Origin of the sequence: Flavobacterium adhaerens (genome assembly GCF_040045115.1) — a bacterium.
Lineage (GTDB): Bacteria > Bacteroidota > Bacteroidia > Flavobacteriales > Flavobacteriaceae > Flavobacterium > Flavobacterium adhaerens.
Genome location: NZ_JBDLZX010000012.1, coordinates 42,378 through 58,459 on the forward strand (window position 1 = coordinate 42,378; position 16,082 = coordinate 58,459).

General features: G+C 32.0%; 7 protein-coding genes. All 7 read right to left on the reverse strand.

Going from position 1 to position 16,082, the window contains the following annotated elements:
* Nucleotides 1-96: 96 nt before the first annotated feature.
* The 7 genes from ABEB18_RS14810 to ABEB18_RS14840 all read right to left on the reverse strand — a co-directional run bounded on the left by ABEB18_RS14810 (nt 97) and on the right by ABEB18_RS14840 (nt 15,985).
* Complete coding sequence (locus tag ABEB18_RS14810) at nt 97-2,373, reverse strand: FG-GAP-like repeat-containing protein (RefSeq protein WP_348800097.1); 2,277 nt, start codon at nt 2,371-2,373, stop codon at nt 97-99.
* Nucleotides 2,374-2,375: 2 nt separating this feature from the next.
* Complete coding sequence (locus ABEB18_RS14815; protein WP_348800098.1) at nt 2,376-3,863, reverse strand: vanadium-dependent haloperoxidase; 1,488 nt, start codon at nt 3,861-3,863, stop codon at nt 2,376-2,378.
* Nucleotides 3,864-4,036: 173 nt separating this feature from the next.
* A complete protein-coding gene (locus ABEB18_RS14820) occupies nt 4,037-4,576 on the reverse strand; it encodes a hypothetical protein (RefSeq protein WP_348800099.1) in 540 nt (179 codons plus the stop codon).
* Nucleotides 4,577-4,789: 213 nt separating this feature from the next.
* Nucleotides 4,790-6,274 (reverse strand): RagB/SusD family nutrient uptake outer membrane protein, encoded by a 1,485-nt coding sequence (locus ABEB18_RS14825; RefSeq protein WP_348800100.1) that lies wholly within the window; start codon nt 6,272-6,274, stop codon nt 4,790-4,792.
* 11 nt (nt 6,275-6,285) lie between these two features.
* On the reverse strand, nt 6,286-9,291 hold the full coding sequence (locus tag ABEB18_RS14830; protein WP_348800101.1) for a SusC/RagA family TonB-linked outer membrane protein: 3,006 nt from the start codon (nt 9,289-9,291) through the stop codon (nt 6,286-6,288).
* 702 nt (nt 9,292-9,993) lie between these two features.
* The gene (locus tag ABEB18_RS14835; protein ID WP_348800102.1) at nt 9,994-14,040 is read right to left on the reverse strand and encodes a hybrid sensor histidine kinase/response regulator transcription factor; all 4,047 of its coding nucleotides are present in this window, start codon (nt 14,038-14,040) and stop codon (nt 9,994-9,996) included.
* Between the two features lie 457 nt (nt 14,041-14,497).
* Complete coding sequence (locus ABEB18_RS14840) at nt 14,498-15,985, reverse strand: aminotransferase class V-fold PLP-dependent enzyme (protein ID WP_348800103.1); 1,488 nt, start codon at nt 15,983-15,985, stop codon at nt 14,498-14,500.
* Nucleotides 15,986-16,082 lie beyond the last annotated feature (97 nt).

Consider the following 16,082-nt stretch of genomic DNA (forward strand, 5'->3'; position numbering starts at 1 on the left):
ATAATTCTATAAATTTATAATTTATCTATCATCACCTTATGACCAAAACCATAAAGGCATTTCATTATTCTTTTTAGGCTTCACTATTGAATTTGCTCAAATACAAATAGCATTTTTTGCTCTTGCGGCGGGAAAAACTATTTTTTTGATATTGATTTTGGAAAATTTTTTCTCGCCTTCTATGATTTTGATGTATTGATTCGGTTGTATATTTCGGAACACCTCTTTTTTATGACTTCTAGACCAAACAATTTCGATCTCATCAATAATAGTTGCCTTTCCAATTCCGATTTCCATTCTCAATGCCGATGCTCCAAAACTTCCACCAGAATTTAGTACTCTATAAACCGATCTAGAGACACCATTTTCTCTAAAACTCACTTTTACTTTTGTATCAATAGCAGATCGATTGGTATTGGTACCTTCTAATTTCAATTTTATCCAGTGATTATTGTTTTGTCCAGGATTAAGATATAAAGCATTGTTTGCAGCATCACCAATGAAAGCTCCACCAACTTCGACAAAAATGTCTGTATCACCATCATTATCCAAATCGCCAAAAGCAACACCGTGTCCTTTTTGTAAATTCCCAACTCTACCAGAAACGGTGACATCTACAAATTTTCCGTCACCCAAATTTCTAAATAATTTATTCGGAATAAGCGATTTATAATCCGGATTTCCGGTTCCGAGATACATGTCTAAAAAACCATCATTGTCAATATCTCCAAAATTGGATCCCATTGCAAAAACAGATTTATCTAGACCAGCAGCTTTAGTAACATTAGAGAAAGTACCATCATGATTATTGCGGTACAAATACATTTTGCTACTTTCATTAGAAACATTCAGGGCTTCTTTGGCAATTTCACTGCTAATTGATCCCGTATATTGGTACCCACAAACAAAGAGATCTTGCCATCCATCGTTATCATAATCCCAAAACCATGTTGGAAAAGTCATTACATTGATAGCGCTTAATCCTGCTTTTTCTGTAGCATCTATAAATTGAGGAATCCCATTTTTGATACCAACATTCTTCAATAATGTTTTTCTTTTATTCATTCCCGAAAGAAACAAATCAATATCGCCATCATTATCATAATCGGTTGCGGTTACCCCTTTAATAAAATCAACAAGATCACAATTGGCTGTTTTGGCAACATCAGTAAATGTTCCGTCTTGATTGTTTATAAATAATTCACAAGGATTTGACTCACCAGCTGTTGACTCGTTTCCTATAAATAAATCGAGAAAACCATCATTATTAAAATCGTTCCAAGTACCTGCTTGGGTTGGAAGTTCAGAATACAAACCACTTTTTATCGTAACATCTGTAAAAGTTCCGTCTCCATTATTACGCAATAAAGAATTTGGTTGTTTCCCAAATTCACGCATCCAAGCACCTCTTAAAACCAAAATATCAATATCCCCGTCGTTATCATAGTCCGCTTGAATCATGCTTAAACCTCCTTTAAAACGGCCAATTTCTGAGATTTTCGAGTTGTTTATAAATTTCCCTTTTTGGTTATTTTGATAATAGTGCATGACACCATCCAAACTCCAATTTGAGGTTACGATATCTAGATAATTATCATTATTAAAATCGTCAACAATAACCCCTCCAGACATATTCTTATCTACTATTCCTACATTAGAAGCTACATCTACAAAAGGTTTTATGGTATAGTCTGACTTATCTTTATTTAAATCAGGAATCAACCATTGCTTAGGTACACTCGAAGGGTACCCCCCAATAGTCATATAAGCAATATTCATAAGCCACCTAGATTCATAATCATTAGGATCTATAGCCATTAATTGTTTATAAATTTCTATAGCTTTTTGAGAACCTTGTTGTTTGGTATGAATTCCGTTTTTTTGAATCGGAATAATACACGACTCCGAATTATGGTAATTAATGCAATTTTGTTTTTCACCCAATCGCAGGTAAGCAATTGCCAAAAATTTTAAGGTTTGAGAGTTATCTCCGCCACCAAGGGCTTTTTGCTTACCCAAAACAGTCTCGATAATGGCAACCGATTCGGCCTCTTTACCCAATTTTAGAAAAGCATTTCCCTGGCACAATTCGTTGAACAATTTCAAATGTCCGTCATACGATATTTTTATTATTGAATCAAAATAGGCGATTTCTTTTAGAGAAGCATACGGATTTTTGTTTACGTTGTACATCTTATTTCGAGCATCCAAAATTTTTACCATTTTGTCATTCGGATTAGAGAAATAATCACATGATTGCACAAAAAAAGATAGCACATACAGCAAAACGAGGCGTTTGATTTTTAAAAAATCAACACCACAAAATTCATTAAATGCACTTATATTAAACAACTTAGCCAAGAAATCATTCATTATCAATTGACCATTTCGTTACCGATATGCACATTATAAAATTTCCAAACTTCATGAGCCACGTTTCTACCCAGTTTGAGTCCTTCTATATTATCCGATTGGATATGATAACCACCCATAACTCTTGAAATTCCGGCCATATTGGCTGTTTCAGTAAATGTTGGAAATTTTAGTTCGACAGGTTTTCCGATGTTATCTGGTTCTGTCAACGCTCCTGGTGTACTCCAAACTGCTGAATCGCCGAAAGTATCACTACCTGTCCATAATTTGAGTGCTTCACCACAACCACCGCTAATGGTACTATGACCTGAAACATAACCTGGAAAAGAAGGACACAAAAAAGTGTCTGGCGAATAGGGTCTCCAATCTTGACCTTTCATCTCAACATTACCAAAACCTGGACCTCCCCAAGCATTTATAGTTTTATCTTTATAATAATGATGGATTAAAGCATAAGGTCTTGCGAAATCATAAAACATTTTAGTATCCCAACAAGCTATAAAGCAATCCATAGCGGTCACTTGATTAAAGAAATACATCTTTACATCTTGATCTAACGTATGTTTATCACGAATAGAAACGTTTTGAGCAAATTTTAACCAATGCCCCGCTTGTTGCACTGATTTTGGACCATCTCGCATAAACTCTACCAAAGCCTTTTGTTCGTTAGTAAGATTGTATTGCAAATAGATTAATTCGTCAACTTCTTTTTTTAATTCATCGGATCCAATCAATGGAGGTGGTCCAGGACGAAACTGATCGCCTGATTTTAATCCTACTGGTTTTACCTTATTCCAGAATGGAGTTGCACAACCAGGAGCAAATTTCCCTCCTTTTCCGTCTGAAAAATATTTTGGTTGCCAATGGTTTACATCTATCATTTCATCTGGAGAATTGATAGGTTTATAATTAACATAGTTAAAATAAGGAACTCCATTAGATCCTTCCTCTTCACCATATTGATTTGAACCATCATGTTTTCTAGCTTCAATCACAGCTTTTGCTGCTAGATTTCCAATCCCTTCTGGAGTGTTTGGGTCTAATGATTTATTATTGGGATCAAAACCCAATTCTTTCATATAAGACGTAAGCAACTCTTTATCTGAAAAATAATACTCACAAAGAGCATTATATGCCGCATAGCTGATAGCAATTTCTTTGTTTTTGAGATTTTGTTCGGCTATTGGCCTTCTACTTACGGTATTCCCGTCTAAATAAACTGGAATTGCTTTTTGATCGTATCGGCTCCAAGCATCAAAAACAGCCACAAAAGTTAACCCTAAAAAACGAGAGGTTACTGTTGGCCTAGGTTTGAATCTATCGGTGTCATTTCCTGTTACAACAATAGCAATTTGTGCCCATTTGTAAGCGATGTTTTCTTTTCCTATTGGCTCTTTTACTAGTTTTTTATCTTCTTTATTATGAGCGAGCAAACTCATATTCAAAGCACTAAACAATAGCACTTTAAACAAAAATTTATAAATTTTCATCTTGATGGTTTTAGTGGTTTTTAATAGTCTTCTTAAATCAATTAATACTAATTGAATGTTCAGTACTAAATTTTAAATACTAAAATCTATCCGAAGTTTTACACTGCAGACAAAATCTTGAGCAACAAAGAAACTTTGAACTCATTTAAAATTTAAATATGAATTACGAAATACTATACCACATCAGGAGGAGGGTAATTTGTAGAGAAATATCCAGAAAGCAGATTTACTTTTGGATGGTGTGGATATAAAGTTATAGAAGAAAAAGACTTGATAGAAGGTAGTAAATATTTAACATCCATTTGAATAAAGTCCTTGATAAAGGATTTAAACATTTTTTTGCTTGAATTCTCTTTATCCGAATTGGAATCAAATAATTGACTGTCGATAATTTTAGACAAGTCTTTATTTAGAACTTCTTTATTGGATTTTTTTAGGCAATATAATTTTAAAACATTGTTTACAATTCTTTTCTTGAAAACGTGGTATGTTTTTTTTCCAATCACAAAATCTTCGTTGGTTTCTTCAAAACCAGAATCGACAATATAAGCATATGGATTAATATGTACTTCTATAATTTCAAAATTAGAGTTATCTATTTTCTTCATCGCATTTACCCATACTTGCTCTTGTTGTTCAGCAAACATCAAATAAAGCCCTAAAACATTGTAAAACAACGTTAAGATTAAGAAAAGTGACGCAATTCTCTTCATTTTGAAAAAATCAAATCTTAAAAATATTTTATTTATTATTTGAAAATTGGTTTTGATGGAATTATAGTATCCAGTAATGACGGAATACTTTTACTTACTGTTTGCAATAAAAAAGTTTATAGGTGAGATTATGATAACATTAGTAAACAGCGCATTTAACTGCGCTGTTTACTTAATAAAAACTAACTCAAACCAAATTTATTTAATCGTTTTTTAATACCCTGGATTGTTACTGCTTGGTGGAATATTTGGATTAGAAGTTGTCTCTCTGTTAGGTATAGGCCATAATTCGCTTTTACCAACTTTGAAACCAGTTCCAGCAAGTTCTGTACTTGCAATTCCCCATCGGATAATATCGTCAAAGCGAACTTGCTCTCCTGCCAACTCTACTTTACGCTCATGAACAATGGCTGTAAAGACAGCCTCTTTAGTAGCGGTAATATTAGTTGTTAATCCTGCTCTGTCTCTAACTTCTTTGATATAAGCAATTGCAGCAGTTTGTGAGCCACCAGCTCTTTGGTTTTCACATTCTGCTTTCATCAGCAAGACATCAGAATAACGCATTACTTTGAAATTAATACTTGATTGTTGCTGCTCATCAATACGTTTGTAATAGTTTTGATATTTTTTCCAACCAGCTCTTCTATTTCCTTCAGAAGATGGAAAATTAGCAGCTGTCATAGTATTAGCATCATTATTGTATTTTGATCCTGGTACATAAAAAGTTTCGGCAAATCGTTTGTCATCTGCTTCATACTCATCTAATATATCATCGGATGGATACACATTGTACCAGCCTAAATTACCATATTCTTGACCTCTTAATGTTGACTCTGCATAACCTGTTCCAGAAGTATCGCTACCCCATTTGTCACCAGTCCCTAAAGATTCATCAAATTCGATTTCAAAGATTGATTCAGGACCATGCTCTGTTTCATCCATAAAATTGTTATAGAAATTTGTCTCAAGGGTAAAGCCTGTAACTTTGTTAAAAGCAGCCAAAGCTTCATCATATTTCTTTTGATATAACAACACTTTACCTAAATAAGCAAAAGCAGCTTCTTTGGTAGCTCTTCCTTTCTCCTCAGTAGCCTTACTTAATAGATTTTTAGACGCATAATCAAAATCTGCTTCAATCAATTTATATACTTCCTCTTTTGGACTTCTAGCAGCTCCCACAATAGTTTGAGAAGTGTAAATTGGTAAATCACCAAAACGAGGAACTAAAAGAAAATAGTAATAGGCTCTTAAAAAATGAGCTTCTGCTAAAAACTTATTCTTTTTTTCTTGTGATAAAACTGAGTTCGATAAAGCTTGAATTTTTTCTTCATTATCCAAAACGAAATTGGCTTTTGAGATTCCTAAGAAACAAGTCTCCCAATAAAACTGTATGATATCATTACTGGCATCAAAACTAAAGTTTAGGAACGGTTTTTTATTTCCTTCCAATTGTGGGTTTCCTTTATTCTCCTGAGACATATTATCTAGTGCAAAGAAGATATGTCTCGCATAAAGTCCTCTTGTTTGCAAATTGGCATAAACCGCATTTACCGAAGATTGCACCTGAGTTTCCGTAGCAAAGAAAGTTTCTGGAGATAATTCGTTAGGGTTTGTTAATTCTAAATCTTTAGTGTCACAGGAATTTATTACAAAAATCCCACTTAATATAACAGCTATATATTTTATATTTCTCTTCATCTTTTTATAAATTAAAATGTAACTTCAAGTCCAAAAATTACTGATTTTGGTTGTGGATATCTTCCCAAATCGATACCAGCAGAATTAGCTGCATTAGCATCTGTACGAGCAATTTCAGGATCTAAACCAGAATAATCTGTTATTGTAACAAGATTTTGTCCGCTTAAATAGAATCTCAATTTTGAAAAATATTTATTGAATTCATTTCCTGAAAAAGTATATCCTATAGTAACATTTTTTAATCTTGTATAAGAACCATCTTCTATATATCTCTGACTAGCAGAACTCCAGTTTGTACCGTTTCCTAATGCCCTTGGAATTGAAGAAGAATTAGTTACCACTCCATTTGTTACAATACTTCTATCCAATACCTCAGTCCCAGCATTGAACAAACGTTGCATCCCTTGCAAATCAAAAATATTAGCATTGAAAACATCATTACCTTGAACTCCCGATATAAAACAGTTGAAGTCGAAATTTTTATACCCTGCAGAAAGATTTAAACCGTAAGTAAAATCAGGATAAGGATTACCAATATTTGTTTTATCCTGTGAATTAATCACTTTATCCCCATTACGATCTACAAATCGGATATCTCCTGGCTGTACAGCTGTTTGACCAGTACCTAGAGCTGCATCAACTTCAGCCTGATTTTGATAAATACCATTAGTCTCATATCCGTAGAAATAGAATAATGGTTGACCTACTTCTAACATTGAAAAATTCTCTAAACCAGCTCTTGGAACTGGACCTCCTAACACACTTGAAACACCTGGAGCTAAAGCTGTAACTTCATTTTTATTAGTACCAAAATTTGCAAATGCCGACCAAGTAAAATCGCCTTCTCTATCATTGTATCCTAATGTAAATTCATAACCACTAATTTTCATATCAGCTATGTTCTGCATTTGGGTTCCCGCTGGAGAACCTACAGATGCAGGTAGTGGTACAGCAAATAGAATATCATTAGCTTTGTTGTTAAAATACTCAAATGAACCAGTGATTTTTTCGTCAAACAAACCAAAATCTAAACCAAAGTTATTATCTTGTTTAGCTTCCCATTTCAAATCTGGGTTTGCAGCTGTTCCAGAAGTAACACCGCCAGCAGCTGCCCCATTAATTGGATAATAATAATTCGAAGCCAAAGTTGCACTATACTGATAATCAGCAATTCTATCATTCCCTGTTGTACCTGTACTCGCTCTAAGTTTTAAAGTACTAAATACAGAATCTTCCATAAAACTTTCCTTTGCTATGTTCCAACCTAAAGCGATAGAATAGAAATTACCCCAACGATAATTTGAACCAAAACGAGAAGACGCATCTCTACGGAAAGATCCTGCAAATATATATCTGTCATCATAATCATAATTAAGACGTGCAATGTATGCCAAATTATTAGCCTCATAATTATTAGAACTTAAGTTTGCATCTTGAAGACTTAACTGATCTATTTCATTAGAAACATAATAACGACTGCTTGCTATAACACTTTGATTTTTACTTTGAATTTGAGAAATAACTCCCAAAACTTCCAAATTATGCTTATCAGCAATAGTTGTTTTATAAGTCAAGCTATTATCAATTACAATTGTTTGTCCTTGAGAATTGGTCTCGGCAGTTGTTGAAAATCCTTGATTGGATGAACCATCACTAAAACTTGGAACAAATGTATGATCCTTGGTAGTGTAATAATCTAATGAAACTTGTGATCTAAATTTTAATCCTTTATATAATTCTAATTCAGCAAAAATGTTTCCGATTATAGATAATGTATTAATTTTTTGAAATCCTAAATTGGCTACACGAACAGGGTTTTCTGCATCTTGACCATCGGCTGCCGTTGGACCTTGATAACCACCTAAATTATTTTCATTATAAACAGGTAAATAAGGTGCCATTTTGATAGCATGCTCTAATAGAGTTCTTCCTCCTCCACTACGCTCAGGATTTATTTCATTAAAAGACAATCCAATACTGCTACCTAGATTTAATTTACCAACTTTTTGTGTATTATTACTTCTGAAAGAGTAACGTTCGAAACCTGTACTAATAACAGCTCCTTCTTGCTTTAAATATTCAGCAGAATAACGGCTTGTTGAAGTCTCCGTTCCGCTTGAAAAACTCAAATTATAATCTTGCATAAGACCAGTCTGAAAAATTTCGTCTTGCCAATTAGTATTGATATTACCAAATTCAGCAGCTCTTGCCGTTAAATCGCTTCCTAAATCTTTAGCGTATTGAAGATACTGTTGAGTATTTAAAACATCATATCGTTTAGTAACGGTTTGCGATCCTAGATAAGAACTAAATGTTAATTGCCCTGGTCCTTTTTTCCCTTTTTTTGTGGTAACTACCACAACTCCGTTAAAAGCTTTAGATCCGTACAAAGCCGTAGTAGAAGCATCTTTTAAAACAGACATAGATTCAATATCATTTGGGCTTAATCCAGATAAATTACCTGTTAAAACTCCATCAATTACATATAAAGGAGCACTATTTCCCATAGTAGATAGACCACGAATACTTACAGTTGGGTTGGATCCTGGAGCTCCATTTACCACTGTAACCCCAGCAGCTCTACCTTGCAAAGCTGATTCCGCATTAGTAATTGGCACTGCAACTATATCTTTTGAATTTACAACTGCAACTGCTCCTGTTACTTTGGCTCTGTTTTGTGTACCATAGGCTACAACCACAACTTCTTTTAGATCTTGTGAACTTTCTTTTAAATTGATATTCAGCGAAGTGTTATCCCCAACACTAACCACTTGAGTTATCATACCTATATAGGTAAATATTAATTTATCGCTTGAAGTAACATTGCTAATTACATATTTACCATCAAAATCTGTAATTGTACTATTAGAAGTTCCCTCTACAGCAACACTTACACCTCCCAATGGCATACCTGTATTGTCAGAAACAACACCTTGTACAGTCTTGGTCTGAGAAAAGACAGCTTGTGCACAAAAAAATAGCAGTGCTATAATTGCTAATTTTGTTTTTACTTTCATAATTTGTTTAGTTATTTTTTTTAAAGTTTGGTTATTAGATTTATTTAAAATTCGTTAGATCTTAAATGTGTCATTCGGTTAAGTTTCTTCTATTCATTTGTTTTTTTTTAGTTAATAATTATTTTTGGTTATCTGTATAAATAGTGTCTTAATTAAAAATGAAATCGGTTGCGCATTAATAGCGAGCTCTTAAAAAAACATACAATTTTTACTAAAGAATTTTCTTCTTTACAAATAAGGATTATTTACAATTATTTTTATAAAAACTTTAACAAATTTATCTTGTTTTGCTGTAGTATTTATAAAACAAATGAAGCATAATACAATACAAATGTTGCAAAAAACACCAAAACACCTTAAAAATCAGAGGGTTTTAATTAATTAACTATATATTTCGAAATTTTGATATGCTAATTTTTTTTAACATTAAATTTCATTAAACAAATTAAAAACGTTAATTTTTTGAAGATTTTTACATAACAGAAATAAGCATAGGTTTTTTAAAAGAAGATGTTTCTTATAATTAAAATTTTAAGAAAAACTAAAACCTCCTCAAAAGAAAGATTTGTTACAGTAGGATTTCTACAGTATTATTCACAACAAAAATGTTCAAAAATCAAACACAAAAAAAAACTCCAATTGTTCAGAAACAACTTCTAAACAATTGGAGTTTTATACTAAAAAAAGTGGGAATCTAAAATACTATTCTACTTTTTCATCTTCGGTTGGTAAGTGTCCATATTTAGCCTTAAAACATTTAGTAAAATACGAAGAAGAAGAAAAACCTACTTTATAACTGATTTCATTGATATTATGACTTCCTAATTCTATTAATTGTTTTGCTTTTTCAAGCCTAACATTTCTAATAAACTCATTTACAGAAACACCTGTGAGCGTTTTTATTTTTCGATACAATTGACTTCGGCTTAAAAACACAATCGAGGCCAATGTTTCAACACTTAGTTCAGGTTCACTAATATGTTCATGAATATAATTTAATATTTTTTGCATAAAATCATTATCCAAAGTAGTGGTTTTGAGTTCTGCTTTTTTACTAATTCCCTCATAGAATTTATTAAAAATAATTTGCCTGCTTGTAATCAGCTGCGCTAAACTTGATTTTAAAATTTCTAATTCAAAAGGCTTACTCAAATACAAATCAGCCCCTGAATCTATCCCCTCTAAACGATCTTTTACCAAAGCTTTTGCTGACAACATCAATAATGGAATATGGCTGGTTTTTATATTACTTTTTATTTTCTTACACATTTCCAACCCATCCATAACTGGCATAATTACGTCTGTTAAAATCAGATCTGGCAATTTTTGAACCGCCAAGTCATATCCTTTTTGACCATTTTCGGCAACAATAACTCTATAATCTTTCTTTAATACTTCTTTTAAATAGCTCCTTAAATCCGAATTGTCTTCAACAATTAAAACCGTATGAAGCTTGTCGTTTTTTTCCTCTGCAGTTGCCATTTCCTTTTTGGACTCTAATACCTCTATTGGCTTAAAACTATTTCTCTTCTTCGTTTCAGATTTAAAAATATCTTTAGCAAACTCTTCGGTTGCAAAAAAATCTTTTCCTAATGGAAGAATTACTCTAAAGACTGTCCCCTCACCTAAAACGCTATCGACTTCAATCTTACCTCTGTTTAATTCAATAAACTCTTTTACAACCTCCAAACCAATACCTGTGCTACCATAATATGTTTTATTAAGATTATTTACTTGATAAAAACGTTCGAAAATCTTTTTTAACTTCTTTTTGTCTAATCCTGAGCCAGTATCTTCAATAGAAATCTCATAACTTTTGACTTCTTTATCGATATTTATCAAAGGAAAATACACTAGTTTATTATTTTCTTTTATTTTAACCTTTATACGACCATAATCAGGAGTTACTTTGAAAGCATTAGAAACAATATTGAATATTATTTTTTCTAACATTTTAGGATCTACCCAATCAAGTAATTTTTCTAAAGGAGACGAAAAAGTTAACTCAATTTTTCGAAAAGTTGCCTCCTCGTCAAAGTGACTCAAAATATCTTTTGTAAAACTTATAACATCAATTTCTTGCACTTGTAATTGCACTTGATTGAATTGCAATTTTCTAAAATCCATCAACTCATTTATCAATCTCGACAAACGATCAGAACTTTTATGAATCACATTCAACTTATCCAAGACTTCTTGTTTTAAATCATACGAATTATTTTTTAAAAGATCTTCTAGTGGATTTATTATCAATGTTAAAGGTGTTCTAAACTCATGAGAAATATTGGTAAAAAATTGAAGTTTTTTATTATTCAATTTTTCAATTTGAATTCTTTTTTCTCTTTCAAAACTAATAGCCTGTTTAGCCTTAAATCTATTTTGATAATACACAATAGTATAATAAGTCGCTAATCCAAAAATAACCCAATATATAAGATAAGCCAAGTCTGTTTTCCACCAAGGAGCTAAAACTGTAATTTCTAACTCCAATGGTTTTTCACTCCACACCCCTCCTCTATTAGCTGATTTTACTTTAAAAACATAATCGCCCGGAGCCAAATTTGTATAAGTTGCTGTACGAACATTTCCAACATAGTTCCAAGATTCATCAAAACCTTCTAGATAATAGGCGTATTCATTTTTACCAGGATACGAATAATTAATTCCGATATACTCTATCGTAAATACCGATTGATCGTGATTTAGTGTAATTTTTTTTGTTTCAGAAATAGCTTTACTTAATGGCGAATTTTCGCCTCTCGGAACTACAGAAGTGTTGAAAATTTTTAAATCATTAAAGTACAACAATGGTTGTTTTGTACTTTTTGACATTTGATTAGGATCGAAATAATTTATTCCTTCTAAGTTTCCAAAATAAATAATTCCATTATCATCTTTCAATACCGAATTATTATTAAACTCATTAGCCAATAACCCATCTTCTGTATTAAAATTGTAAAATTTATTGTTTTTCAAATCAATTTTTGTAATTCCAGACCTACCACTCACCCAAATCGCACCATTATTATCTTCAACAATAGCACATACTGATTTTTCTTGTACCGATTGAGGCCCATTAAACCAAGAAATCTTTTTTGTTTTCTTATTATAATTAAAAAGCCCTGAGCCGTCAGTTCCTATCCAAATTAATTTGTTTTGGGATTCATAAATTGAAAGAATAGTATGCGTACTATTGGTATTCAAAACCTTTGCCATCTCATCTCTCAAAGAAGTTACCGAAAAAGAATCACCATTTTTACGAACCTTATAAAGCCCCTTTGTCGTTCCAACCCAGATATTATCATCAGAATCTACTATAATTTTACGCACAAATGCAGAAGTCAGTAAATGTTCTTTAAACGGTTTTGAATCACACCTAAAAATTATATTCTTTGATGGATCATAATAACTTAATCCATTTAAAAATGTGGCAATCCAAACATTTCCTTTTGAATCTTCAGTAAAACTCAAAACTCTATCAGAACTCAATCCCTTTGTATTTCCTGTGTTATAATTTACAAAGTTTTTAGATCCTTTTTTTAGGAAAAAAATCCCCTCATTCCATACACCTACCCATAAATTTTGATTACTATCAAAAAATAATTCTTGCACATTATTACTCTTTAAACCAGAAATAACAGAACCAGAAGAAGTGTTTATGTGCTGAAAAATTTTAGTTTTAGGATTAAAAATATCGATTCCGCCTCCTTCCATACTTATCCAAAGTTTCCCACTAGCGTCTTTAGCTATACAAGTCACAGAATTCGTTTGCAAAGAATTTGAATTATTGGCAAAACTTTCGATAGCGTTAAATTGCCCGGATAATTTATCAAAAACACAAACTCCTTTATTATAATACCCCAGCCAAATCCTATTGTCTCTATCTTTTAGTAAAGACCAAATTGAATTAGATTTTAATCCATTTTTTTCAAACTTATTGGGTACATATTTCTTAATTACTTTTCCTGAATTATTAATCAAAAACAGACCATCGTTTTCTGTGGCGCAAAAAATATTTTCAGCATCAATAGCAACAATAGAAAATATTCTCTTGTTCGTAATAGTATAAAACTTTTTATGAAAGCCATTAGCATCTTCAACAACCTTAATCAAACCCTCATGAGTGGTACCTACCCATAGATTCCCATTCGTTTCATAAAACAATGATTCTAATGAGATCGTAAGTTTTGAATTGGTTTGATTACTATCAACAAAGTTTACTTGTTTTAAAACATCTTGCTTTTTATCAAAATTGAGCAAACCAATATTAGTAGCAACAAGAACTTTTCCTTTTTTATTTTTTGCAAAACTCCTAACGAATAGTTCTCCTGCCAACGAAAAATTTGTTTTTACTGTGGTTACTTTAAACGTTTTTAAGTTTAACTTCAAAAGACCATATTGCTCTGTTCCTACGAGTAAATTATCATCATTATCCTCAATAAGACTTCTAACCGTTGCCATGTCGGTTTTTTTAATCTTGAGAATACTTTTTAAATCTATAGTCTCAAATTTATTTAAGTCTCGGTCATACAAACACAATCCTTCTTCGGTACCGACCCACAATCTATTTTGCGAATCTACATAAGTGGTATAAACCAGATTACTATTTATAGATTTAGAATCGTTCCAATCAGATTCATAGACGACGTAATTTGAGCCATCATACCTATACAATCCAGCGCCATTTGTACCAAGCCAAATGTATCCTTTTTGGTCTTGAGTAATAGACCAAACCCCTCTTTTTGACATTCCCTCTTTTATAGATCGAAACTGGAAATTATCAAATCTTGATTGTGAATAAGAAATAGTAATAAAGGAAATAAAAAATAGAAATAAGAACCTAATATTTATCATTACTTACTATATAAATTTGAAATATTTTTTTCTCAAATATATACATTATTATATTTTAATTCTTAAAAATATAAAAATACACAAACAAAAACACCAATTACACAAAAAATACACAATACACATTAGCGTAAAATCCAAGCAAAAACAAGCCTTAAAACAAAAAAGTTTAACAAAGAAATTCTTGAAATTCAATTAAAAAAGATTGCTAAATTTCAAAAAACAAAATAAAAATACACACCTCTACGTTGAAAACATTTAGATACATCTAAATTTATGTATTGATTTTATATAAACAAAGAGCCACCAATAGGCGGCTCTTTCAAATATGTTTTGATAACTATCTTTTTATAAATTACTTCAGATCGAACCAATGTTTAACATCATTCTCAATTGTTTCTTGCACGAGCTGATTTTCAAATTCATTTGTTTCTGGATTATATTTGTAAGACATCACCAATTCCTCAATATTTTGAATAACACTCTTTACAGCGTCACATATATACAAAAGCTCTTCATTTGTCATCGTTGGATGCAATGACAATCGAACCCAACCTGGCTTGATCTTCAAATCTTTAGCAAGGATCCCACATGTAATTTCCTTAGACTTCTCTTTGTTTATTCCAAAAAGATTATGTGCATAAGTACTTGCACACGACCAACCTCCTCTTACTTGAATTCCATAATAATCATTCAACAATCTTACTATTAAATTATAATGAATTCCCTCTACCACAAATGAAACACATCCTATCCTTTCACTTTCAAGATCTCCTAAAATAGATATTTCTGTAATTTTTTCAAATTCCGAAAAGCATATTTCAAGTAGTTCTTTTTCTCTTTTCTTGATATTCTCCACCCCCATTTGATCTTTTAATCCCAAACATAAAGCAGTTCTTATCACTTGTAAAAAACCAGGAGTACCTCCATCTTCTTTAACTTCCAACGAATCATTATAATAGAAACCTCCCCAAGGATCTGTACATTTTACATTACCTCCACCTGGATTATCAGGAAAATCTGCATTGTATAATTTTTTATTAAACACCAAAATCCCACAAGTACCTGGTCCTCCTAAAAATTTATGTGGCGAAAAGAAAATTGCATCTAATTGCATTTCCAAATCATTGGGATGCATGTCGATTTTTTCGTAAGGAGCTGAAGCTGCAAAATCAACAAAACAATAACCTCCATTTTGGTGCATTATTTTTGCCAATTGATGATAGGGAGTAATAATTCCAGTAACATTAGAACATGCTGTAAAAGATCCTATTTTCAAGTTTCTTTTGGAATATTTTTCTAGCTCTTTTTCTAAAATTAAAGGGCTAACCAAATTATTTTCGTCTGCTGGCAAAATAACAACATCAGCAATAGTTTCATACCAAGGCACTTGATTTGAATGGTGCTCCATATGGGTAATAAATACCACTGGACGTTCATCGGAATTCTCATTTTTAAGAATTTGAGAATTCCCAGAACGTAACCCCATAATACGCTGCAGCTTAGATAAAGCTGCAGTCATACCAGTACCTGTAGTTACCAACACATCATCGTTGTTGGCATTTACATGTTTTTTTATCAATGTTCTTGCATGATTATAACAATAGGTAGATGCTTTACCTGTTTCACTCGAAAAAGAATGAGGATTTGCAATCATTGGCCCTATTGTATCACGCATAACATCCTCTATTGGACCATAAAGTCTGCCGCTGGCAACCCAGTCTGCATAAACAATATTCTTTCGTCCATAAATAAATTCACAATCCGTATTAATTCCGATTATGTTTTTGCGATACTTCAAAAATTGCGCTTCAAGCAGTGTTTCTTTTTTAATATCCGACATTCCTTTACTTAAAATTATTTATCGTAGGTACTAACAACTAGTAAAATTCCCTTCGTTAAAAACCTTTAATTGCTTGAAATACATTTTTCTACAAAAA